The following is a 22,007-nucleotide window of genomic DNA, read 5'->3' as shown; positions in this document are numbered from 1 at the left end:
GCTTTTATACAATGCTGCCCTTGCTCACGGCGAGCGGGTAGCTCTCGTGTCCGATGAGTGTGCCGCCGCGGCGGATGCGGACATCCTTGTCGGCGATGACGCAGCCGAGCGTCACACCCTCCTCCACCACGGTGTTTTTAAAGAGGATGCAGTTTTTGACGGTGCTGCCCTTGCCGACCTTGACGCCCGGGAAGAGGATGCTCCCCTCCACGCTGCCCTCGATCTGGCAGCCGTCGGCGATGAGCGAGCCCACACAGCGCGAATCCGGCGCGATGTAGGACGCCGCCTCGTCATCCTCTTTAGCGAGGATGGGCCGCTCGGCACACAGGAGCTCGGAGCGGATGGCGGGGTCTAAGAGCTGCATGCTGCGCTCATAGTATTCCTGCACCGTGCGCAGCTGCGCGGCAAAGCCGTCCCACAGGAAAGCGCGCAGGTCGAGCTTGTCGCCCATGGCGCAGAGCACATCGCTGCGGAAGCTGTATTTATCCTGCGCAGCGCACTCGTCCACAAGGGAAATGAGCAGATCGCGGCTCAGAAGGTAGATCTCCAGGCTGCGGCAGCCGCTCGCCTTGTGCGGCGCGCAGCGCGTCTCGGTGATGCGGCCCGCCTCGTTGACGGTGAAATACGTGGCGTTTTCCACAAACTGGCCGCTCTCGGTGCAGACGCAAGTGATGTCCGCGCCGCTTTCGATGTGCGCGTCCAGCACCTTCTGCAGCGGCAGATTGATGATAAGGTCGCTGTCGGACAGGACGACGTACTTCTGCCGGATCTCGTGCAGGTACGACCGAACGCCCGAGAGCGCCTCCATCTTGCCGCGGAATTCCTCCACGCCGAACTTGCGCGCGTCGGCAAAGGGCGGCAGCAGCTTGAGACCGCCGTTCTTGCGCGCCATGTCCCACGTCTTGCCGCTGCCGATGTGCTCGAGCAGGCTTTGATAGTTGCCGTGCAGCACAACGCCGACGTCTGTGATGCCCGCGCCCGCCATGTTGGAGAGCATGAAGTCGACCACGCGGTAGCGCCCGCCGAACGGCACAGAGCCGGGCATACGCGCTTCGGTCAGCTCGCGAAGGCCAGGAGCCTTTTCATAGGCAAAGATGATGCCGTGCAGTCCGTTCATCGTACCGTCTCCTTTCCGTCCACGCTGCGCATGCGGTTGGCAGGCAGCACATAGTCATCCGCGACCGCCGCGCCGGGGCCGAGCACCGTGATGCCCCACTGCTCCGGCGGCACCGCCTCGGGCGGCGCGCCGACAAAGGCGTGCTCGCCGACGACGCCGTTCTCGCCGATGATGGCGTAGGAGACGCGCGCGTCCTTTTTGACGACCGCACCGGGCATCAGGATGGAGTACTGGACGCTTGCGCCCTCCTCCACCGTGCAGCGCTCAGAGAGGACGGAGTTCTCCGCCTCGCCCTCGACCGTGCAGCCGCGCGCGACGACGCTGTGCTTCACGTGCGCGTTCTGCCCCAGATACGCCGGCGGCGCAGAGACGGAGCGGCCGTAGATCGGCCAGTCCTTTTCGAGTAAGTCAAGTCCACTGCCGGTCGCGAGCATATCCATGTTCGCATCCCAAAGAGAGTCTAGCGTGCCGACGTCCTTCCAGTAGCCAGAGAAGCGGTACGCCGCCATCTTTTCCCCGTTTTGCAGCATCTTGGGGATGATGTTTTTGCCGAAGTCGTTGCTGCTCGCCTCGTCGCTCTCGTCCTCGATGAGGTACTCACGCAGCTTTTTCCACGTGAAGACGTAAATGCCCATCGACGCCAAGTTGCTCTTGGGATGCGCGGGTTTTTCTTCAAATTCCGTAATCGTGTCGTTTTCATCCACATTCATAATACCAAAGCGCGGCGCATCCTCCCATGGCACCTCCATGACGGAGATGGTGCAGTCCGCGCCCGCTTTTTTGTGGTGAGCGAGCATTTTAGCGTAATTCATCTTGTAGATGTGGTCGCCCGAGAGGATGAGCACATACTCGGGGTCGTACATGTCGACAAAGCCGATGTTCTGGAAGATGGCGTTGGCCGTGCCCTTATACCACGACGCACCGCCCGCGCTCTGATACGGCGGCAGGATGTGCACGCCGCCGTCCGCGCGGTCGAGATCCCACGGCTGGCCCGAGCCGATGTAGCGGTTGAGCTCCAGCGGGCGGTACTGCGTCAGAACGCCGACGGTGTCGATGCCAGCGTTGGCGCAGTTTGAGAGCGGAAAGTCAATGATGCGGAACTTGCCGCCAAACGGCACGGCGGGCTTCGCCATATTCTCCGTGAGCACGTAGAGACGGCTGCCCTGGCCGCCGGCAAGCAGCATAGCGATACATTCTTTCTTCACGCTTGTTCTCTCCTCCTTGTTTCGTTGCCGTCCGGTCACACCTCGGGCGGCTCGTTGGTTTTCTCCTCTTCCTGCCATTCGCCCTCGCCCGCGAAGAACACCGCGCCGAGCGGTGGGATGGTCACGCACAGCGAGCAGGGCTTGCCGTGCGAGGGGATGGACTCGGTCAAAAGCTCTCCTTCGTTGCGCCAGTCGCCCGTGCCGCCGTATGCGGGAAGGTCGGTGGTAAACACCTCGCGGTATATCTTTTTCGGCGGGACGCCGAAGCGGTAGTCCGCGCGTCCGACGGGCGAGAAGTTGACCGCCGCGATGAGCTCGCGCCCTTTCCGGTCGCGCCGGACGAAGACGACGACGTTGTTGTGGTTGTCGTCGGCGACGAGCCACTCAAAGCCCTCCCATGAAAAGTCAATGTCCCAAAGCGGGCTCTGCGATAAGTAAAAGCGGTTGATGTCCTTGAAAAACCGCTGGGTCTGCTGATTTTCTTTGTTTTCGAGCAAATACCAGTCGAGCTGCGAGGCAAAATTCCACTCATGCCACTGGCCGAGCTCCGCGCCCATGAATGTGAGCTTTTTCCCCGGATGGGCGAGCAGGTACGCCGTGAACGCGCGCACGCCCGCGAGCTGCTGCCAGTCATCCCCCGGCATCTTGCCGCGAAGCGACCCCTTCATGTGCACGACCTCGTCGTGCGAGATCGGCAGGACGAAATTCTCCGAAAAGGCGTACATCAGCGAGAACGTGATGTCCTTGTGGTGGAACTGGCGGAACCAGGGGTCGAGCTTCAAATAGTGGCACATGTCGTTCATCCAGCCCATGTTCCACTTGAGGTTGAAGCCGAGGCCGCCATCCTTGGCGGGCCGCGTGACGAGCGGCCACGCGGTCGACTCCTCGGCGACCATCAGCGCGTTCGGGTCGACGGAAAACGCAGTCTCGTTGAGCGCGCGCAGGAAGTCGATGGCCTCTAAATTCTCGTGCCCGCCATTGATGTTCGGCGTCCAGCGGCCGTTTTCACGGCCGTAGTCGAGGTACAGCATCGACGCGACCGCGTCCACGCGCAGGCCGTCCACATGGAACTCGCGCAGCCAGAACGCAGCAGAGGAAAGGAGAAAGCTCTTCACCTCGCCACGGCCATAGTCGAACACACGCGTTCCCCAGCCCTTGTGCTCGCGCTTATTGGGGTCGGCGTATTCGTAGCAGGGCGTGCCGTCAAAGTCGATGAGGCCGTGCGCGTCCTTGCAGAAGTGCGACGGCACCCAGTCTAAAATGACGGAAATGCCCTTTTGGTGCAGATGGTCGACAAAGTACATAAAATCCCTGGGCGTGCCGTAGCGCGACGTTGCGGCAAAATAGCCGGTGCACTGATAGCCCCAGGAATCGTCAAGCGGATACTCGGTGACGGGCATGAGCTCGACGCAGTTGTAGCCAAGGTCCAGAACGTGATCCGCCAGCTCATGGGCAAGCGTGCGGTAATCGTAAAAATCACCGTTCTCGCGCCGCCGCCATGAGCCGAGATGGACCTCGTAAATGTTGAGCGGCGAGCGGTCGAGGGGTGCCTTTGCGCGGCTCGCGCGCCATTCGTCATCCCCCCAGCGGTAGCCGCCGAGGTCATAGAGCTTGCTGGCCGTACCGGGGCGGGTTTCGGCGTGGAAAGCATAGGGGTCGGCCTTGAGCACGGTCTCGCCCGTCTGTGCCGTCACAGCAAACTTGTAGGTGTCGTAGCGCTTGAGGGACGGCACAAAGCACTCCCAGAAGCCGTCCGCGTTCTTTTCCATCGGGTGGGCGTAGCCGTTCCAGCCGCAGAAATCGCCCACAACGGACACATGCGCGGCGTTCGGCGCCCAGGTGCGGAAGACGTAGCCGTCTTTCCCCGACCGCCGCGTGCGGTGCGCGCCGAGATAGCGGTAGGCCTCGCTGTTCGTGCCGCCGTAAAAAGCTGCGGCGTCAAATCGTCTGCCGGTTTGTTTCATGCCTCTTGTCCTTTCTCCTCATAGAGCGTATGAGAGCGGCGCAGCACCTTATTCCTCATCCGGTGCGCGCTGCGCAGCGGCGCCGCCGAGGCCGAAATCCTCCTCCACGCTCGCCGTGTCGCGGCGGAGCATATTTTCCATCACGCGGATATCGCTGTCGATGTCCATCGCCTCGTTGCGGTACAAATCGTCGAGCTGCTTGTCAAAGCCCTTGATGAGGGCATCCATCGTCTCTTCGATGCGCTCCTGCGCGCGGGAGAGATTCTCGCCCTCGATGCCCGCCTCTTCAAACTTGGCGTAGCTGTCAAGCAGCTTGAGCGTCGTGGGCAGGTAGTAATTGAGGAACGTCGCGGCCTGCTGCTGCTTTTCGGGATGCTCCTCGACCTCGCGGAAAATTTTGCCCGCAACGGTCTCGAGGTGGTCGATCTTCTCACTCAGCACGGCGTCGGCGATGCGGTCGTTCGCCGAGCGGATGGCGCGCAGCGCGCCCGCGTAGCCCTCGTTCGCTTCCTTGGGCGTGACGTTTTCCTTTTTCGCGGTCGCATTCGCGTAGTCGGCAAAGGCGTCGGCGCTGCGGAAGAAGATGCCGCGGCCGCTGTCTAAGTACGCGCCCGTGCCGAGCAGGCCCTTTTCGACCATGTAGTCAAGGTCACTCTCGATTTTTTTGCGGCTCTTGCCCGTTACGGTGCAGAGCTCCTCCACGCTGATGTAGCCGCGCTCGCCCATCACGGCGAGATAGCGCGCGATGCGTGCACTGCGGCGCTTCATGCGCTGACCGGCAGCAAACATCGCGATACCGCCGGCAAGGAAGCCGCACTCGGACAGCATGTACTCGGCCATGTAGGAATACCAGCCGTAGCCGATGATCTCGCCGATGTTCGAGATCAGCCCGCTGCCGGCAGCCAAGGCGATAATGCCGCCGATGATCATCAGCGTGCGCGCGGTCTTGTCGGAAGTCTTCGGCGCGCGGTTCATCTGCTTCGCCGTCTTCACCACGGACTTTTCCACCTTGCTGCGCGAGGAAACGTTTGCATTCGGGCTTGTGGACGTGCGCATGCCACTGCGCGGCGAACTCACCTTTTTCGGCTTGTCCGAGAGCTTGGAGATGAGCGCGATGAGGCCGATGGGCCACAGGCCGAAGGCAAACAGCGCCGCGATCAAAATCCAGCCGCCGACGTCGACATCGTTCTTTTTCTTCGTTTTTCCGCCGCTCTCGTCAAAGCGGAACGAACCGGTCTCGGGATCGTATTCAAAATCCTTGCTCATCAGTTCTTCTCCTTTTTCTTGCCCGCTCTCGCGGCGCGCTCGCGTTCAAAGTCGACGATCTTCGTCTTTTTGCCCGTCTTTTCATCCAGCACATAGAGCGTATTGAGCTGGGATCTGAGGTTTGCCTTCACCGAGTCGATATAGTCGCGGCGCAGGCACGCCTGCTCCTCCTTTTCCTCGTCGGTCAGGCCCTCGGCCTTGGCCTTGTGCGCCAGCGCGTTGATGCGCGCGATCTTTTCATCCATCGTCATATGCTTCTTCTCCTTACAGGTATCGGCGCAGCAAAAGCGCCGTTCTTCCTTTTTTACTCAGGCCGCCGACCTCGGCGACCTCGAACTTGCCGAGGCCGCGGGCGGAGATCACATCCCCCTGCGCGACGGGGGCGTCGCTCTTGAGCGTTTCGCGGTGGTTGAGCTGCACGCGCCCGGATGAGATGAGCTCCTGCGCCTTGCCGCGGCTCATCGAAAAGCCGCTCGCCGCCACGGCGTCGAGCCGCAGTGTCGAGACCGTGTCGCGAATCTCCTTGACCTTGAGCTCGGGGACGCTCAAGTCTGAAAGCTCGATCTCGCTGACCGAGAGCTTCACGCGCCCCGCGCTCGTCACGTTTTGCAGCAGATACGGCGCGATATCGCGCGAGACGATCAAATCGCACGAGCCCTCCGACACCAAAATGTCGCCGAGCTTTTCGCGCGTGACGCCCTGCGCCATCAGCGAGCCGAGAAAGTCGCGGTGCGTCAGCGTATCTTCCTTGCGATACGTGCAGCGGAGCGCCGTCATGTACTCGCTCTCGTCGGCCTCCTCCTGCCAGTCGGGCAGAAAGAGGAGCATTCTCCGCTCCGCGCGCTCAAATCCACCGCAGAAGGCGCAGCCGTCATGAATGGCGGCGGCATGCAGTAGGTCCTGCGCGCTGCGCTGCTCAGCGGGGCTCAAAAAGTCCGTCGCCGACGGGATATTGCGGTTTCTGCTCTGCTCACACTTGTCCAGAATGTGCGCCAGCAGCACGCGCTCATCGCCATTGCGCGCGGCGCGATCCAAAAGCTGCCGTCTGTCCATCATGCTTTCCCATTCTGCGTGCGCCAGAGGGACGCATACTCGCCGTTTTGCGCGAGCAGCGCCTCGTGGCTGCCCTGCTCGGCGATGCGGCCATTCTCGACGACGAGGATGCGGTCCGCCGAGCGGATGGTCGAGAGGCGGTGCGCGATCACAAGCGTCGTGCGCCCACGCGCGAGCTCGTCGAAAGCGTGCTGAATTTTGACCTCCGTCACGCTGTCGAGCGCGCTCGTCGCCTCGTCCAGAATGAGGATGGGCGGGTTTTTGAGGAAGATGCGCGCGATGGACACGCGCTGCTTCTGTCCGCCGGAGAGCATCGTGCCGCGCTCGCCGACATAGGTGTCGAAGCCGTGCGGCATGGCCATGATATCATCGTAAATCTCCGCGCGCTTCGCCGCTTCGACGATCTCCTCGTCCGTCGCGTCGGGGCGGCCATAGCGGATATTCTCGCGCACCGTGTCGGCAAAGAGGAACACATCCTGCTGCACGATGCCGATGGCGCGGTGAAGAGACGACTGCGTAAGAGAGCGCACATCTTCCCCGTCGATACGGATCGCGCCCTCGCTCACCTCGTAAAAGCGCGGGATGAGCTGGCAGAGCGTCGACTTGCCTCCGCCGGAGGGGCCGACGATGGCGAGCATCTCGCCAGGCCTTATATGCACGCTCACGTCGTGGAGCACGCCTTCATTCTCCTCGCCCTCGTAAGAAAAGCTCACATGGTCGACGTCGATCTCGCCGCGGCAGTGTTCGAGCTCCTTCGCGTCCGGTGCGTCCTTGAGCGCGGGCTCGACGCGCATGAGCGCCGTGAAGCGCTCAAGACCTGCAAAGCCACGAGCAAAAATCTCAGAGAAATTCGCGAGCTTTCGCACGGGGTTGATGAACGTTGCGATGTAAAGGGAAAACGTGATGAGGTCAATGTAGTTCATCTCGCCGCGCATGATGAGATAGCCGCCCACCGTGATGACGGCGGCAGAGAGCAGCGTCATAAAAAATTCCATCGTCGCGTTGAACACACCCATCTCGTGGTGGAATTTGCGCTTGGAGACCTTGAATTCCTCGTTCGCCGCGTTGAATTTGTCGATCTCCTCTTCCTCGTTGGCAAAGGCGCGCGCCGTGCGGATGCCGGAGAGCGACGACTCAATGCCGACGTTGATGGCGGCAGTCTTCTGCTTCTCGCCGCGCGAGGCTGCCGTCATCTTGCTGCGGCGCGACATGATGACCGCGATGAACACCGGCAGGATGCACGCCACGACCAGCGCGAGCCGCCACTCGATGGAAAACAGGATGGCGAGCGCGCCGACGATCGTCAGCGTCGAAATGAGCAGGTCCTCGGGGCCGTGGTGGGCGAGCTCCGTGATCTCGAAGAGATCGCTCGTCAGCCTGCTCATGAGCTGGCCCGTGCGGTTGTGGTCAAAGAAGCTGACGTCCAGCTCCTGCACGTGCGTGAAAAGGTCGCGGCGGATGTCCGCCTCCACCAGAATGCCGAATGTGTGCCCCCAGTAGGAAATGACATAGTATAAAAGCGCGCGCACAATGAACGCCGCCATCATCACGCCCATCACGATAAAAAACGTGCGGTACTGCTGATTCGGCAAAAGGTCGTACATCGACTTGCGCGTCACGAGCGGGAAGGCGAGATCGATGAGCGCAACGACCGTCGCGCAGACAAGGTCCAGGATAAACAGGCCGCGGTGCGGCTTGAAGTAGGTGAAGAGAATGGAAAGCGGCTTTTTCTGCTGAAATTCACGGGTCGTCATATGGTCGATAGCTCCTGCAAATACTTTTTCAAGGTGATTGTAGCACAGGCGGGCAGTGCTTGCAAGGAAAGCCGCCCCTTTTTGCGTAAAAAAGAACGGCCCCCGGCCGTTCTTTTTCTCTTTACTTGATGCGCACCGTGATGGTCAGCACCGCGCCGCCAACGGTGGCCGTCACGGTCGTGGTACCCACCTTGGCAGGCGTGATCAAGCCGTCCGCCGAGATGGACAGGACGCTCGCGTCCGCCACCGCCCAGGCCGCGGCCGCGTCCGTGCCGGAAACGCTCAGGCGGATGGTCTCGCTCGGCTTGATCGTGCAGTCAAAGTTGCCGTTTCCATCCTTGGGCAGCGTCGTGCCGACGTTCGTCTTGATGCTCAGGGCCGAGGCATCCACCGTCGGGGTGGACGGGGTTGTCGTGGTGCCGGGATTGGTGGCAGTTGTGTCGCTGCCGTTTGCGGGATCATTTGCGTTCGGCTCATCACCGGTGTTCGGGTCAGTGGTGCCGCCGTTGTTCGCGTTCGGATCGTCCGTGTTCGTATTGCTGTCGTCGGGCGTATTGACATCGTCCTGCACGCCGGGGGTATTGCCGTCGTCGGCGGGCGTGATCTTTGCGACGATCTTGTCACCAAAGAGCGACCAGCTCAGAAGCAGCAGCACGACGACGAGCACCGCCGCCATCGCGCCGCGGACGGACTGCGTCTGCTTTTTATCCGAAACGCGCCGGCCGCCGCTCTGTTTGCTGGAGTTGTACTTGATCTTACGGGGATGGTCTCCCTCCTCGCAGAACGGGCATCTGCGATAGCTGGGGGAATATTCTTCGCCGCAGCGCGGGCACTTGAGAAGATTCATGCCGACGCTCCTTTCTTTTGTCAAAATAGAGTCTCTGCGCGCGAGCACACACGGTGCCGCATTCCTTTACATAATACTTGCTTTTTTGTCCCGCGTCAACCGAAACACGCAAATTTTTGCCGCATTCCGCCGCGCGGCCTTGCTTTTTCGCCAAAGTCTTCCTATAATCGACTTAACAACAAACGATTCATGGAGGGTCTGGCGATGAACACCATCTTCATTGGCATTGCAGGTGGCACCGGTTCGGGCAAAACGACGCTCACCGAGCATCTGAAGCAGCACTTCGGCGACGATATCAGCGTCGTGCACCACAACAGCTATTATAAATATCAGGACAGGCCCTTTGAAGAGCGCTGCAAGCAGAACTACGACCACCCCGACGCTTTCGAGACCGATCTGATGGTCGAGCAGCTTAAGGAGCTCAAGGCGGGCAAGGCCATCCGCTGCCCTGTCTACTCCTACGCAGACCACCAGCGCACAAGTGAGACCGAGCTCATCCAGCCGAGCAAGGTCGTCATCGTCGAGGGCATCCTCATTTTCCAGGACCCGCGGCTGCGCGAAATGCTTGACATCAAAATTTTCGTCGAGACCGACGCCGATGTTCGCATCCTGCGCCGCGCGCTGCGCGATGTGCGCGACCGCGGCCGCACGCTTGAGAGCGTCATCACGCAGTATTTGACGACCGTCAAGCCCATGCACGAGCAGTTCGTCGAGCCGAGCCGCAAGTACGCCGACATCATCGTCCTCGAAGGCGGCCACAACTTAGTCGCTCTCGACATGATCATGCAGCGCATCGCCAGCCACATCGCCTCCGCCGACTAACGCAGCGGTTAAAAAAGCCTCGCAGAGTTTTACCCGCAAGGGGTACGCGGCATCCGTAAGGCGGCAGAGCCGCCAACGGCTGCCCAGGCGTCCGCAGACGCGAAATAAATTGGAATCCGTTTTTCCGGCGGCGTGTACGCCGGAAAAACACTTCTCGCTCCGCACGTGTCGCAGTCGCCCTACGGGCGGCAAGGCACGAAGCGGAGCGCATCTTTCTCAAAAAAGAGGGACGCAGCTTTCAGCTGCGTCCCTCTTTTTTGAATATCTTTTACACTCCCGCGAAGTGGAACACGACGCCGATCACCGCGGAGACTCCGATAAAGACGATCGGGTGCAGGTCCTTGGTCTTTTTGATGTAGCGCGTGAAGACGAGCAGCACCAGCGCAAGGATGATGCCGCGCCAGCTGATCGCGCCGTCCCACGAGAATTTCATCAGGATGGAATCCTCCTGCGACGCGCTCGTGATCCCGGCGATCACCTGGAGCATCACGCCCGCGCAGGCCGCGCCGATCAGGCCGGTGGAGGCGGGACGAAGGCCGTAGAATGCGTTGGCGACATACTGGCTGTCGCGGAATTTGGCGAGCATCGCCGCAACGATCAAAATGACGATGATCGACGGCGTCACCTCGCCGATGGTGGCGACGATCGCGCCCGGCACGCCGCCGACCGTATAGCCGACATAGGTCGCCATGTTGATGCCGACAGGACCCGGCGTCGATTCCGACACAGCCAGCATGTTCATCAGGTCCGTCTGCGAAAACCAGCCCGTGGTCGCCCCGATATCCTTAAGGAACGGCAGCGTCGCCATGCCGCCGCCGATGGCAAACAGGCCCGTTTTGAAAAATTCCCAGTATAAGCGAAGATACAAGGTCATTTTGCCGCCCTCCCCTCAAGATTTTTCAGCACGATGCCGGACAGCGCCGAGAGCAGCACGAACCACACCGGCGAAACGCTCAGCAGCATATTCCCCAGCAGCACGATAACAAAGATGACCGCCGTGCGCTTATCCACGACCGACTTTTTCAGCAGCTTGAGCACAGCGTTCAGGATGAGCACGCATACACACACCTGAATGCCTGCAAAGGCGTTCTGCACCCAGGCAAGGTGGGCAAAGTTCGTAATGAGTCCCGCCAGGATCGTGATAATGACGAGCGAGGGGAATACCACGCCGAGCGTCGCGGTGATGCCGCCCATCGCGCCTTTTCTCTTCTGCCCGACAAATGTCGCCGTGTTGACGGCGATGATGCCCGGTGTGCACTGACCGATGGCAAAATAGTCCACCAGTTCTTCTTCCGTTGCCCAGTGCTTATTCTGCACCACCTCGCGCTCGAGGATCGGCAGCATCGCCATACCTCCGCCAAAGGTCATCACGCCGATCTTGGCAAAGGTGAGAAACAGCTCCAAAAGTTCCTTCAAAATACTTTCTCCTTACTCCACATATCCGTAAAGGCCGCGCACGGACACCTCACCCGTGCGGACGGTCTCGACCGTCCCGTTTTCGCGGCGCACGATGAGGCCGAACTCCTCGTCCACGTCAAGCGCCGTGACTTTCTCCTTCGTATCCTGCCACAAAAGCTGCACCTCGCGCCCGATGGTCACGCAGCGGCGGCGGTATTCGTCAAGATACCCGCTCGTCTCTCCGGATCTGAGCGCCGTATAAAGCGCATCGAGCTCCTCGATCATCGCCGCGGACAGCTCCGCGCGCGAAATGAGCCTGCCCGTCTCGCGCAGGATGGACGTTGCGATCTTCGAGACCTCGCCGTCGAAGTCCTCCTCGCGCTGGCTGACGTTGAAGCCGATGCCCGCCACGACGTACTGGAGCTCGCCGGTCTCACCCTCGACGCTCAGCTCGGTCAAAATGCCGCAGAGCTTTCTGCCGTTCAGGATGAGATCGTTTGTCCACTTGATCTGCGAGTACGTCCCCGCCACGCGGTCGACCGCGCGGCTCATCGCAACGGCGATGAGACCCGTGAGCGGCATCAGCTGCGACGGCGCAAGCTTCGGACGCAGCAAGATCGACAGGTAAACGCCCTTGCCCGCCGCGCTCTGAAAGCTGCGGCCGTGGCGGCCGCGGCCGCTCGTCTGCTCCGCCGCGACGGCGACGGTACCGTCCGGCGCGCCGTCGAGCGCGATGCGCTTTAAGTAGGCGTTCGTCGAGTCGATGGAATCAAAGCAGTCGATGCGCTTGCCGACGGTTTCGACAGGTCCCAAGTAGCTGCGCACGGTCTGCTCGGTCAGCGTGCCGGGCAGCGACTTGAGGCAGTAGCCGCGTCCCGTGACGGCGTCGATCTCGTACCCCTGCGCGCGCAGGGCGGAAATGCTCTTCCAGATGGCCGCGCGCGTGATGCCGAGCTCGGCGCTGACGGCCTCGCCGGAGACGAAGTGTCCCTTTTCCCGCAGCAGCAGCGCCAAAACAGTCTCTTTTCCCATAGCGTCCTCCGTTACAAAATGTAACCGAAATTGTTACCCTTTTGAGGTTGACAGTCGGCGGCTTATCGCTTACGATTGACATAAAATATCAAACGCTGCGTTTTTCGCAGCCGCCGTCTTAGGATTGTAGCACGCTTGCCGCCGCATGTAAACCAAAATCTCACGTTTTGGCTTACCCGGCGGTTTCTTGACGAATTCCTGATTTTTCCATTGCCACGCTCCGCCCCGGCGTGTACAATAAGACGCTGACAAATTATGACAGGAGTTTCCCCGTGAGCTTTTCCGACCTTACGTTTCTTTTTTATTTTCTGCCGCTGTTTTTCGCGGTCTATTACATTCTGCCCTTTCGCTTCAAAAATGCTGCGCTCGTGCTGGGCAGCTTTGCCTTCTACTTCATCGGCGCGGGCGCGCGCGACACACTGCTGCTGTCCGGCGTGCTACTTCTGCACTACGCCCTCGCCCGCGCAATGGCGGGGAAAGAAGTCCGCACGCGAAAAGCACTGCTGATCATCGCGCTGGCGGCGGACCTCTTTTGCCTCGTGTATTTCAAGTACGCCGCATTTATTCTGGAAAATCTGGGCAAACTGACGGGGACGGCGTTCTCTCTCGTTGAGCTTGCGCTGCCGCTCGGCGTCAGCTTCTACCTTTTCCAGAGCGCGGGGTACCTCATCGACGTGTATCGCGGCGAGGAGGCAGAGAAAAATCTCATCGACTACGCCGCTTTCACCATCGCGTTCCCCCAGCTCACGATGGGGCCGATCTTGCGCTGGCGTGAATGGCGCGGCGCGCTGAAAGCACGCTCGGTCACGCGCGAGGACGTATTCTCCGGCTTTGAGCTCTTTGTTGTCGGCCTGTGCTTCAAAGTGCTGCTCGCCGACCAGCTCGCGCCGCTGTGGGCGTCGCTTGAGCGCATCGGGTATGAATACCTGTCGACGCCGCTCGCATGGCTTGGCGCGGTGAGCTACAGTTTGCAGCTCTATTTCGACTTTTCCGGCTATTCTCTTATGGCGATGGGCCTCGGGCAGATGCTCGCGCTGCCTGTGCCGCGCAACTTTGACCTGCCCTACACCGCGCGCTCGGTGAGCGAGTTCTACCGCCGCTGGCACATCACGCTCGGCACATGGTTCCGCGACTATGTGTACATCCCGCTCGGCGGCAGCCGCAACGGCAATGCCCGCACGGTACTCTCGCTCACGGTCGTGTGGTTTTTCACTGGCCTCTGGCACGGGGCGAGCTGGAATTTTGTCCTCTGGGGTGTAATGCTGCTTGGATTCATCCTGCTCGAAAAGTTCTGCATTGGCAATTTTCTCAAGAAGCATAAAGTGCTCTCGCACGTCTATCTTCTCTTCGTCATCCCGCAGACGTGGGTCAGTTTCCGCATCACGCGCTTAAAGGACGTCGGCGCGTATTTCTCCCGCCTGTTCCCGCTGTTCGGCGCGCGCAGCGCCATTTCCGCGCAGGATGCGCTCAAGCTGTTCTCGTCCTACTGGTGGCTGCTGCTGCTCGCCATCTTCTTCTGTCTGCCGCAGCCGCGCCGCTTTTATGAAAAGCACCGCGGCAGTTTACTCGTCCAGCTCCCGCTGTTTCTGCTCTTCTGGGTGTGCGTGTACTTCATCGCCACCTCGTCGGGCAACGCCTTCCTCTATTCCCGTTTCTAAGGAGACCTTTCATGTCCTCTCGTCCCTTTTTCCTGCTGCCGCTGTGCTTTGTCAGCGCGCTGGCGCTCAACGCTTACGCCGCGCTCGATCCCACCGGCGTGTATCAGGATTATCTTGAAAAACTGGATGCCGCGACGCCGCCCGTCGCGGCAATGGCCACAGCGGCCGCAGACGGGGTCTACCCGTGGAGCGAGCCCAAAGCGCCCGAACCTCCTCCCGTCCCAGACCCCGCTCCGCTTCCGGACCCGGAACCGGAGCCCGAACCGGAAGAGCCCGACTCCCCCTTCACCACGGTGGACGCGAGCTACTTTGACGACGCGCTGTTCATCGGCGACTCGCACACCGACGGCTTCAAGGACTATGCGGGCCTCAATAACGCCGACTACCTCTGCCACAACGGCCTGACGGTCTGGTCGGCGGTCGAAAAGGCGGAGTTCCCCGGCAAGCAGACGCTTGCGCAGGCGCTCTCCGGCAAGCACTACGGCAAAATTTACCTGATGCTCGGCATCAACGAGCTCGGTACCGGCACGGCGGAGAGCTGGGCCGCACAGTACAAGGTCCTGCTCGACGAAGTGCGCGAGCTCCAGCCTGACGCCATCATCTTTTTGCAGGCCATTTTCCACACGACGCAGGAAAAGTCCGACGCGACGTTCTTTAAGAATTCGACCATCGACGCACGCAACGCCGAGCTCCAAAAGCTCGCCGACAACGAAACGGTCTTCTATATCGACTGCAATCCCGTCTTCGACGACTCTACCGGCGCGCTGACGCCGGAATACTCCGGCGACGGCGTCCACGTCAAGGCCGCGTACTATCCGATGTGGAGAGACTATCTCTTCCAGTTTGGCGTCGTAAGATAGCTTCAAGAAAGCGGTGAAGCCGCTTTCTTGAGAAAGTTTCGCTGCGCTCTGCGCCTCGGTTGGCCGCATAATGCGGCCAATTCGACGCTCGCTCCGCGCAAAGTGTTTTTCGCCACGCACTTGTCGCGGCGAAAAACAAATTTCGATTTATTTGCGCCGTGCGCGGCGCAAACTCTGCGAGGCTCTTTACGTAAAAAGGAACCGCTCTTCGAGCGGTTCCTTTTTTGCGTTGCTTCGTTTTATTCGTGCTTGACCTTGTAGCCGCGGTTCAATCTCATTTCGAGCGCGTCGAGCTCTTCGTAGAGCTCAGGCGGCACCTTGCCGATCTTCTCGTAATACTCACGCGCGTCCTCGCACTCCTGGAGCCAGAGCTCGCGGTCGACCGAGAGCAGGCGGCGCATGTCGTACATCGACATTTCAAGCCCCTCCATGTCGATATCGTGGGTGTTGGGCTCGTAGCCGAGCGCGGTCTCCGCCGCGCCGATCTCATCGTCGGCGCGCGAGATGATCCATTGTAAAACACGCATATTGTCGCCAAAGCCGGGCCAGGCGAAGTTGCCGTCCTCGTCGGTGCGGAACCAGTTGACGTTGAAGATCTTCGGCGGCTTGGGGATTTTCTTGCCCATGTCGAGCCAGTGCTGCCAGTAGTCGCCCATGTGGTAGCCGCAGAACGGCAGCATCGCCATCGGGTCGCGGCGCACAACGCCGACGCGGCCCGTCGCCGCGGCGGTGGTCTCCGACGCCATGATTGAGCCGATAAACACGCCGTGCTGCCAGTTGAAGGACTGGTAGACCAGCGGCGCGGTCTTCGCGCGGCGGCCGCCGAAGACGATGGCGCTGATGGGTACGCCCTCGGGATTGTCGAACTCGGGGCTCAGACACGGGCAGTTGCGCGCGGGCGCGGTGAAGCGGCTGTTGGGGTGCGCGGCCTTTTCAGGGCTCTGCGGCGTCCAGGGACGGCCGCGCCAGTCGATGGCGCGCGCGGGTGGCGTCTTGTTGAGTCCCTCCCACCAGACGGTGTTGTCGCTGAGGTCAAGCGCGACGTTCGTAAAGATTGTGTCCTTGTGCGTGGAAATGAGCGCGTTGGGGTTCGACTTCATGGATGTGCCGGGCGCAACGCCGAAAAAGCCGTTTTCGGGGTTCACGGCCCAGAGTCTGCCGTCCTTGCCGACGCGCAGCCACGCGATATCGTCGCCCACGCACCAGACGCGCCAGCCCCAGCGCTGCAGGCCCTCGGGCGGGATGAGCATGGCGAGGTTCGTCTTGCCGCAGGCGGAGGGAAAGGCGGCGGAGATGTACTTGATCTCGCCGCGCGGGTTCTGGATGCCGAGGATCAGCATGTGCTCGGCCATCCAGCCCTCCTGACGGCCGAGGTTCGAGGCGATGCGCAGCGCGAAGCACTTCTTGCCCTGAAGCACGTTTCCGCCATAGTTCGAGTTCATCGAGATGATCGTATTGTCCTGCGGGAAGTGGACGATGTACTTGTTGTCCTTGTCGAGGTTGCACTGGCAGTGCAGGCCCTTGATAAAGCCCTCATCGTCGCCGAGCGCGTCGCACACGGCCTTGCCGATGCGGGTCATGATGTGCATGTTGAGCACGACGTAAATGGAGTCGGTCAGTTCAAAGCCGTATTTGGCGAACGGAGAGCCGATGATGGACATGGAGTACGGGATGATGTACATGGTGCGGCCCTTATAGGCGCCGTCGGCCAGCGCGTACATTCTTTCGTACATTTCCTTGGGCTCTACCCAGTGGTTCGTGGGGCCTGCGTCCTCTTCCTTTTCACAGCAGATGAACGTGCGGTCCTCCACGCGCGCCACGTCGTCGGGGTCGGTGCGGTGCAGGTAGCATCCCGGGAGCTTGTCCGGGTTGAGCTTGATGAGGATGCCCTCCTTGACGGCCTGCTCGCGCAGCGCGTCGAGCTGTTCCTCTTCCCCCGTGATCCAGACAATCTTGTCCGGCTTGGTGATGGCGGTCATTTCGTCGATCCACGACAAAACGGCCTTGTTGTTCGTCAAATTCGTCATTTGTTCTTTCCCTCGTAGCATGTTCACGGTGTAATGAAAAAGAAAAATTTTGCACCGCGTCTTGTGAGGTGTGCTGTGCCGCTTTGGGGCGGCAGGGAGCTAACCGATGCACAGGAAAAATGGCTGCTATTGAGTTTGACTCCTTTCTGCCGAAAATTGTAGCAGAATGTCTTATCAATAGCAACCATATGGTTTATCAATTTTTTGAATAGATGCTTCTGTGCTGTCACAGTAATGCGGCGATCTCGGCGGACAGCGCGGCGAATTCACTGAGCCCCAGCCGCTCGCCGCGGATGTTGGCCTCTAAGCCGCAGGACGTGACCGCCTGCGTGACCTGCTCTTTTGTGAGCTGGCTGCCGAACGCCGTCATCAGGCTGTTGACAAGCGTCTTGCGCCGCAGGGCAAATGCGGCGTACACCACGCGGAAGAAGAACTTCTCGTCCTCAACCTCGACCGGCGGCTCCTTGCGCACGACGGCGCGCAGCACGGCGGACGTGACCTTCGGCTGCGGCTCGAAGCACTCGCGCGGCACAGCGAAAAGGTATTCCGGCTCCGTGTAGTATTGCATGAAGACGGAGAACGCGCCGTAGGCGCTCGTGCCCGGCGCGGCGCAGAGGCGCTCGGCGACCTCCTTCTGCACCAGCACCGTGATGCTCTCGAAGCACTTCGACTCGATGAGCGCGGTGATGGCGGGCGTCGTGATGTTGTAGGGCAGGTTTGCGCACACGATGGGCGTGAGGCCTGCGAATTTCTCACGCACAAGCGCAGGGATATCGGTTTTCAAAATATCGGCGGACACGACCTCGAAGTTGTCAAAGCGCGCCATGGTCTCGTCCAGGATCGGCAGCAGCGTCTTGTCAAGCTCCACGGCCACCACCTTGCCCGCGCGCTCGCAGAGCTCGTGGCTCAGTGCGCCGATGCCAGGGCCGATCTCGAGCACGCCGTTCTGCTCGTTTGCGCGCGAGCTCTCGGCGATCTCATAGGGGATGGCGGGGTCGATCAAAAAATTCTGCCCCATGGACTTGGAAAAATGAAAACCGTGGCGCTTTAAGAGCGCCTCGATGGCAGCTTTGTCATTGCGTTCCATAGCGTGGTTCCTTTCTGCGCGCTGGGCGTAAAAAATTGTAAAATGATTCTACCATATTTTGCGCAAAAGAGTAGTAAAAATTTTTCCCGTGTGATAAAATGCAGAAATCTCAGGAAAAGAGGGAGACTTTCATGGAGCTCACACCGCAAATTCTGATCGTTGTTCTGCCGCTCATCTTTCTTGGCGGCTTTGTCGACTCCGTCGCCGGCGGCGGCGGACTCATCACGCTTCCCGCCTATCTGATGGCCGGTATCCCCGCGCATCTTGCAATGGGGACAAACAAGGTCGTCAACGGCACCGGCACGGCGCTCGCCTCGTTCAAATACTTTCGCGGCGGCAAGGTCCTGCTGCGTCCCGCCATCGTCTCGGGGATCGGCGCACTGCTCGGCGCGGCCATCGGCACAAAGATCGCTCTGCTCATCAACGAGGACATTCTGAAGATCATGATGCTCGTCGCGCTGCCCTGCGCGGCCATCCTGCTGATGCTCAAAAAGGACTTCGGCAAGGAAAATGACGCACCCGCGCGCGAGTACACGCCGCAGCAGGAGATGACGCGCGCCGCGCTCATCGGTTTGGGTCTTGGCTGCTATGACGGGCTCATCGGCCCGGGCACGGGCACGTTTATGATCATGGCGTTTACGATGGCACTTTCGATGGACCTCCTCACGGCGTCGGGCTGCGCGAAGATCGCAAACCTCTGCTCCAACGTCGCCTCGGCGGTGCTGTTCATCTTCAGCGGCAAGGTCTGGTGGCTGCTGGCGCTCCCCGCGGCGGCCTGCAATATGCTGGGCGCCTACTGCGGCGCGCGCTACGCCATGAAGGGTGGCAGCAAGCGCGTGCGCGGCATGATCTTTGTCGTGCTGGGGCTTCTCTTCATCAAGATGGGCTACGAGCTGCTGTTTTGAAAAGACGAATTCTATATAAAAAAGCGGACAGTCAAGGCTGTCCGCTTTTTTCAGTTCTTCAGGCTGTGCAGCGGCGCGGGAATTCTGCCGCCGCGCGCAATGAACTCCGCGCTCGAATAAGGGTGGACCGCCTGCACCGGTGCCGAGCCGAGAAGTCCGCCGAACTCCACCGTGTCGCCCACCTTACAGCCAGGCGCAGGGATGACGCGCACCGCAGTCGTCTTTGTGTTGATCATGCCGATGGCCGCCTCATCGGCGATGATGGCAGCAATGGTCTCTGCGCTCGTGTCGCCCGGAAGCGCGATCATGTCAAGTCCTACGGAGCACACGCAGGTCATCGCCTCCAGCTTGTCGAGCGTCAGCGCGCCGGACGACGCCGCGGCGATCATGCCCTCGTCCTCGCTGACGGGGATAAATGCTCCGGATAAGCCGCCCACCGAGGAGGACGCCATCACGCCGCCTTTTTTCACCGCGTCGTTGAGCAGGGCGAGCGCGGCGGTCGTACCGTGTGTGCCGCAAACCTCAAGCCCCATTTCCTCCAGAATGCGGGCCACGCTGTCGCCGACGGCGGGCGTGGGCGCAAGGGAAAGATCGACAATGCCAAACGGCGTATCGAGCCTGCGGCTCGCCTCCTGCGCGACGAGCTGACCCATGCGCGTGATGCGGAACGCCGTTTTCTTCACGGTCTCCGCCACCACGTCGAACGGCTGGCCCTTGACGCTTTGCAGCGCGTGATACACAACGCCCGGCCCGGAAACGCCGACGTTGATCACTTTCTCCGGCTCGCCCACGCCGTGGAACGCGCCCGCCATGAAGGGGTTATCCTCTACCGCATTGCAGAAGATCACAAGCTTGGCGCAGCCAAAGCCGCCCTGCTTTTCCGTGAGCGCTGCCGTCTTTTTCACCGTCTGCCCCATCAGGGCGACGGCGTCCATGTTGATTCCCGCCTTGGACGAGCCGACATTGACCGACGAGCACACAAGGTCCGTACAGGCCAGCGCCTCGGGGATCGCAGCGATCAGCTTCTGGTCGGCGTCCGTCATGCCCTTTTGCACAAGCGCCGAAAAACCGCCAATAAAGTTAACGCCGACATTTTTGGCCGCGCGGTCAAACGCCTTGGCAAACGGGACATAGTCTTCCGTCTCCGACGCGGCGGCGACCAGCGCGATGGGTGTGACGGAAACCCGCTTATTGACGATGGGAATGCCAAATTCCCGCTCGATCTCTTCTCCCGTTGCGACCAGGCGCTCTGCATAGCGGCCGATCTTGTCGTAGATCTTTTCACACGCACGCTCCGCGCTGCTGTCCGCACAGGAGAGGAGCGAGATGCCCATCGTGATCGTGCGGATATCCAGATGCTGCTGGTCGATCATACGGATCGTTTCCAGAATATCATTGCGGCTTAGCATGGTTCTTTCCCTCCTCGCTCAGATCTTGTGCATCGCGTTGAAGATGTCCTCCCGCTGCATGCGGATCGCAATGTCCATCTCCGCGCCGAGGGCGCTCAGCTTTTCCGTCAGTTCCGTAAAAGAGAGCGAACAATTTTCGAGATCCGCCAGCATGACCATGGTGAAATTTTCCTGCAAAATCGTCTGGCTGATATCCAGAACGTTCACGTTCCACTTTGCCAGCAGCGAGCTGACGCCCGCGATAATACCGACCTGATCTTTTCCCAGTACCGTGATAATGGCTTTCATCCTGTGTTCTCCTTTCGGTTTCTTCCGGTAATTGTATCATGTCACTGCAATAAAGTAAATGTTCCGGATGCGCAACATACGCATCCGGAACATACATTTATCGTACTATTCGACAAACCGCCCCGCTCAGTCGAGGAAGTAGACCGTCGAGTTCTTCTGGCGGCCGAATTGCTTGCACTCCTGATAGGAGTTCATATAGAGGTCGATCGCCGCGCCGCGCACGCCGGTGTCCTCAGCCACAGCGTTGCCGTAGGTGTAGCCCGACGAGCCGACGATGAACATCTCGGTACCGAGGGGAATGACCTTCTTATCCACTGCGACGGTGCCGACGTGGACCGTCGTGCCCGTGGCCGTTCTGGTGCCCACGCCGCCGTAGCCCGCGGTATAGGCCGTGCAGGTGACCTTCATCGAGCCGGAGAAGTGGACGGAATCGCCGGACTTCATCAGAAGATAGCCGCTGCCGTCGCTCTCGGTGACAACGGACTTGACCGTGTCGCCGCTCTGTGCCTTGTCGACGAGCGTGCCGGTGTAGGTGATCTCCGCGACGGAGGTGTCGTTCTTCTCCTCCACCGCCTGGCGGGAGACGAACTGGCCGTCGGCATACACGACCTCATAAACGACGTCGCGCGTGCCGTCGATGCCCTGCTGGACGACCTGCGTCTCGCCCTTGGGGATGCGGTACGACGTGGAGGTCAGCGTGGTGTGGGGAGCCGCCTCGGTGGCGGTCTCATAGTAGGTGAAGTCAGAGGCAACGGTGATCTCGACCTCTTCCTCCGTGACGTCGACCAGCACCATCTCAAGCGGGCTGACCGAGATCTGCAAACGGCGCAGCAGCTCGCTGACGCGCTCGCCGTTTCTCGTGGTGGCGTATTCGATGTCGTCGCCGTGCGTCACCGTCACCTTTTCACCGGCAGGAAGTGTGACTTCCGCGTCACCGCTCTGCGCGCCGGTGACAATGACGCGCTCCTGCGGGATGTCCGTTGTGCCGTCGAGCACGCTGACCGTATCGCCGTCGGCGATGAGGTACAGCGCGTCCGCGCGCAGCTCGGGCGAACTGTTCAGCAGCATCACAGCCGCGAAGAGCAGAAAGAACATCGCTCTGCGGCAGCGCTGGGCTGTGAACAAATTTTTCAAAAACTTCTGCATGGGATACTCCTTTTTTCGCGGCGTGAGCCGCCGCAGCTTCGCGCAGCGGGGAAGTGCGCTGCGTCCGGAAAAGATTACAAAATGTAACTTTTCCAAAACTTGCTGGCAGTATACCGCCTGAAAAAGGATTTGTCAAGTTTCCGCCGTTTGTTCGCCAAAAGTTCTGTAT

Annotated in this window: 20 protein-coding genes; 4 read left to right on the top strand and 16 right to left on the bottom strand. The window is 60.4% G+C overall.

Annotated features, from left to right (window positions below; all coding sequences use genetic code 11):
* Positions 1–4 precede the first annotated feature (4 nt).
* The 8 genes from glgD to NI20_RS0100415 all read right to left on the bottom strand — a co-directional run bounded on the left by glgD (position 5) and on the right by NI20_RS0100415 (position 9,206).
* Positions 5–1,117 carry a glucose-1-phosphate adenylyltransferase subunit GlgD gene (gene glgD, locus NI20_RS0100450; RefSeq protein WP_033119493.1) on the bottom strand — a complete coding sequence of 371 codons (1,113 nt, stop codon included), beginning with the start codon at positions 1,115–1,117 and terminating at the stop codon, positions 5–7.
* On the bottom strand, positions 1,114–2,301 hold the full coding sequence (locus NI20_RS0100445) for a glucose-1-phosphate adenylyltransferase (protein ID WP_033119540.1): 1,188 nt from the start codon (positions 2,299–2,301) through the stop codon (positions 1,114–1,116). Before NI20_RS0100445 ends, glgD begins: the two co-directional genes overlap by 4 nt.
* Before the next feature lie 56 nt (positions 2,302–2,357).
* Complete coding sequence (gene glgB, locus NI20_RS0100440; protein WP_052084316.1) at positions 2,358–4,286, bottom strand: 1,4-alpha-glucan branching protein GlgB; 1,929 nt, start codon at positions 4,284–4,286, stop codon at positions 2,358–2,360.
* Positions 4,287–4,334: 48 nt separating this feature from the next.
* Positions 4,335–5,552: a 5-bromo-4-chloroindolyl phosphate hydrolysis family protein gene (locus tag NI20_RS0100435; RefSeq protein ID WP_052084315.1), complete on the bottom strand. Its 1,218-nt coding sequence runs from the start codon at positions 5,550–5,552 to the stop codon at positions 4,335–4,337.
* Complete coding sequence (locus tag NI20_RS0100430; RefSeq protein WP_033119492.1) at positions 5,552–5,803, bottom strand: DUF896 domain-containing protein; 252 nt, start codon at positions 5,801–5,803, stop codon at positions 5,552–5,554. Before NI20_RS0100430 ends, NI20_RS0100435 begins: the two co-directional genes overlap by 1 nt.
* 13 nt (positions 5,804–5,816) lie before the next feature.
* Entirely contained in the window at positions 5,817–6,608 is a 792-nt protein-coding gene (locus NI20_RS0100425; protein ID WP_242842884.1) for an RNA-binding protein, read from the bottom strand.
* The gene (locus NI20_RS0100420; RefSeq protein ID WP_033119490.1) at positions 6,605–8,359 is read right to left on the bottom strand and encodes an ABC transporter ATP-binding protein; all 1,755 of its coding nucleotides are present in this window, start codon (positions 8,357–8,359) and stop codon (positions 6,605–6,607) included. The genes NI20_RS0100425 and NI20_RS0100420 overlap by 4 nt, the downstream gene beginning before the upstream one ends.
* A 121-nt stretch (positions 8,360–8,480) precedes the next feature.
* Positions 8,481–9,206 carry a hypothetical protein gene (locus NI20_RS0100415; RefSeq protein WP_033119489.1) on the bottom strand — a complete coding sequence of 242 codons (726 nt, stop codon included), beginning with the start codon at positions 9,204–9,206 and terminating at the stop codon, positions 8,481–8,483.
* Between the two features lie 204 nt (positions 9,207–9,410).
* Between NI20_RS0100415 and udk the strand changes: the two genes are divergently transcribed.
* Entirely contained in the window at positions 9,411–10,028 is a 618-nt protein-coding gene (udk, locus tag NI20_RS0100410) for a uridine kinase (protein WP_033119488.1), read from the top strand.
* 268 nt (positions 10,029–10,296) lie between these two features.
* Here the strand turns inward: udk and NI20_RS0100405 are convergent, their stop codons facing one another.
* The 3 genes from NI20_RS0100405 to NI20_RS0100395 are packed head-to-tail and all read right to left on the bottom strand — an operon-like array spanning position 10,297 to position 12,458.
* Complete coding sequence (locus NI20_RS0100405) at positions 10,297–10,902, bottom strand: chromate transporter (RefSeq protein ID WP_033119487.1); 606 nt, start codon at positions 10,900–10,902, stop codon at positions 10,297–10,299.
* Complete coding sequence (locus NI20_RS0100400) at positions 10,899–11,444, bottom strand: chromate transporter (RefSeq protein ID WP_033119486.1); 546 nt, start codon at positions 11,442–11,444, stop codon at positions 10,899–10,901. The genes NI20_RS0100405 and NI20_RS0100400 overlap by 4 nt, the downstream gene beginning before the upstream one ends.
* A 12-nt stretch (positions 11,445–11,456) precedes the next feature.
* The gene (locus tag NI20_RS0100395; protein WP_033119485.1) at positions 11,457–12,458 is read right to left on the bottom strand and encodes a biotin--[acetyl-CoA-carboxylase] ligase; all 1,002 of its coding nucleotides are present in this window, start codon (positions 12,456–12,458) and stop codon (positions 11,457–11,459) included.
* Between the two features lie 272 nt (positions 12,459–12,730).
* Here NI20_RS0100395 and NI20_RS0100390 point away from each other — a divergent pair, with 272 nt between their 5' ends.
* Positions 12,731–14,116, top strand: a complete 1,386-nt coding sequence (locus tag NI20_RS0100390; protein ID WP_033119484.1) for an MBOAT family protein — start codon at positions 12,731–12,733, stop codon at positions 14,114–14,116.
* Positions 14,117–14,127: 11 nt separating this feature from the next.
* Entirely contained in the window at positions 14,128–14,976 is an 849-nt protein-coding gene (locus NI20_RS0100385; RefSeq protein WP_052084314.1) for a GDSL-type esterase/lipase family protein, read from the top strand.
* 239 nt (positions 14,977–15,215) lie between these two features.
* On the opposite strand, the gene NI20_RS0100380 is transcribed toward NI20_RS0100385, so the two are convergent.
* Positions 15,216–17,003, bottom strand: coding sequence for a phosphoenolpyruvate carboxykinase (GTP) (locus NI20_RS0100380; RefSeq protein ID WP_033119483.1), 1,788 nt, complete (start codon positions 17,001–17,003; stop codon positions 15,216–15,218).
* A 226-nt stretch (positions 17,004–17,229) separates the two neighbouring features.
* Positions 17,230–18,090 (bottom strand): 16S rRNA (adenine(1518)-N(6)/adenine(1519)-N(6))-dimethyltransferase RsmA, encoded by an 861-nt coding sequence (gene rsmA / locus NI20_RS0100375; RefSeq protein ID WP_033119482.1) that lies wholly within the window; start codon positions 18,088–18,090, stop codon positions 17,230–17,232.
* 131 nt (positions 18,091–18,221) lie between these two features.
* Between rsmA and NI20_RS0100370 the strand changes: the two genes are divergently transcribed.
* Entirely contained in the window at positions 18,222–18,995 is a 774-nt protein-coding gene (locus NI20_RS0100370; protein WP_033119481.1) for a TSUP family transporter, read from the top strand.
* A gap of 50 nt (positions 18,996–19,045) precedes the next feature.
* On the opposite strand, the gene NI20_RS0100365 is transcribed toward NI20_RS0100370, so the two are convergent.
* The 3 genes from NI20_RS0100365 to NI20_RS0100355 all read right to left on the bottom strand — a co-directional run bounded on the left by NI20_RS0100365 (position 19,046) and on the right by NI20_RS0100355 (position 21,838).
* Positions 19,046–20,404: a PFL family protein gene (locus tag NI20_RS0100365; RefSeq protein ID WP_033119480.1), complete on the bottom strand. Its 1,359-nt coding sequence runs from the start codon at positions 20,402–20,404 to the stop codon at positions 19,046–19,048.
* 18 nt (positions 20,405–20,422) lie between these two features.
* The gene (locus NI20_RS0100360; protein ID WP_033119479.1) at positions 20,423–20,692 is read right to left on the bottom strand and encodes an ACT domain-containing protein; all 270 of its coding nucleotides are present in this window, start codon (positions 20,690–20,692) and stop codon (positions 20,423–20,425) included.
* Positions 20,693–20,818: 126 nt separating this feature from the next.
* A complete protein-coding gene (locus NI20_RS0100355; RefSeq protein WP_118601911.1) occupies positions 20,819–21,838 on the bottom strand; it encodes a G5 and 3D domain-containing protein in 1,020 nt (339 codons plus the stop codon).
* Positions 21,839–22,007 lie beyond the last annotated feature (169 nt).

Origin of the sequence: Oscillibacter sp. ER4, from assembly GCF_000765235.1 — a bacterium.
In the GTDB taxonomy this organism is placed as follows: domain Bacteria; phylum Bacillota; class Clostridia; order Oscillospirales; family Oscillospiraceae; genus Hominicoprocola; species Hominicoprocola fusiformis.
The sequence above is the reverse complement of the archived record's forward strand: the minus strand, read 5'-3'. Positions and strand labels throughout refer to the sequence as shown.

What these genes read in the sequence shown, in the direction of transcription:
- glgD (WP_033119493.1), bottom strand. Translation starts at nt 1,117, where the DNA reads ATGAACGGACTGCACGGCATCATCTTTGCCTATGAAAAGGCTCCTGGC.
- NI20_RS0100445 (WP_033119540.1), bottom strand. Translation starts at nt 2,301, where the DNA reads ATGCTGCTTGCCGGCGGCCAGGGCAGCCGTCTCTACGTGCTCACGGAG.
- glgB (WP_052084316.1), bottom strand. Translation starts at nt 4,286, where the DNA reads ATGAAACAAACCGGCAGACGATTTGACGCCGCAGCTTTTTACGGCGGC.
- NI20_RS0100435 (WP_052084315.1), bottom strand. Translation starts at nt 5,552, where the DNA reads ATGAGCAAGGATTTTGAATACGATCCCGAGACCGGTTCGTTCCGCTTT.
- NI20_RS0100430 (WP_033119492.1), bottom strand. Translation starts at nt 5,803, where the DNA reads ATGACGATGGATGAAAAGATCGCGCGCATCAACGCGCTGGCGCACAAG.
- NI20_RS0100425 (WP_242842884.1), bottom strand. Translation starts at nt 6,608, where the DNA reads ATGATGGACAGACGGCAGCTTTTGGATCGCGCCGCGCGCAATGGCGAT.
- NI20_RS0100420 (WP_033119490.1), bottom strand. Translation starts at nt 8,359, where the DNA reads ATGACGACCCGTGAATTTCAGCAGAAAAAGCCGCTTTCCATTCTCTTC.
- NI20_RS0100415 (WP_033119489.1), bottom strand. Translation starts at nt 9,206, where the DNA reads ATGAATCTTCTCAAGTGCCCGCGCTGCGGCGAAGAATATTCCCCCAGC.
- udk (WP_033119488.1), top strand. Translation starts at nt 9,411, where the DNA reads ATGAACACCATCTTCATTGGCATTGCAGGTGGCACCGGTTCGGGCAAA.
- NI20_RS0100405 (WP_033119487.1), bottom strand. Translation starts at nt 10,902, where the DNA reads ATGACCTTGTATCTTCGCTTATACTGGGAATTTTTCAAAACGGGCCTG.
- NI20_RS0100395 (WP_033119485.1), bottom strand. Translation starts at nt 12,458, where the DNA reads ATGGGAAAAGAGACTGTTTTGGCGCTGCTGCTGCGGGAAAAGGGACAC.
- NI20_RS0100385 (WP_052084314.1), top strand. Translation starts at nt 14,128, where the DNA reads ATGTCCTCTCGTCCCTTTTTCCTGCTGCCGCTGTGCTTTGTCAGCGCG.
- NI20_RS0100380 (WP_033119483.1), bottom strand. Translation starts at nt 17,003, where the DNA reads ATGACGAATTTGACGAACAACAAGGCCGTTTTGTCGTGGATCGACGAA.
- rsmA (WP_033119482.1), bottom strand. Translation starts at nt 18,090, where the DNA reads ATGGAACGCAATGACAAAGCTGCCATCGAGGCGCTCTTAAAGCGCCAC.
- NI20_RS0100370 (WP_033119481.1), top strand. Translation starts at nt 18,222, where the DNA reads ATGGAGCTCACACCGCAAATTCTGATCGTTGTTCTGCCGCTCATCTTT.
- NI20_RS0100365 (WP_033119480.1), bottom strand. Translation starts at nt 20,404, where the DNA reads ATGCTAAGCCGCAATGATATTCTGGAAACGATCCGTATGATCGACCAG.
- NI20_RS0100360 (WP_033119479.1), bottom strand. Translation starts at nt 20,692, where the DNA reads ATGAAAGCCATTATCACGGTACTGGGAAAAGATCAGGTCGGTATTATC.
- NI20_RS0100355 (WP_118601911.1), bottom strand. Translation starts at nt 21,838, where the DNA reads ATGCAGAAGTTTTTGAAAAATTTGTTCACAGCCCAGCGCTGCCGCAGA.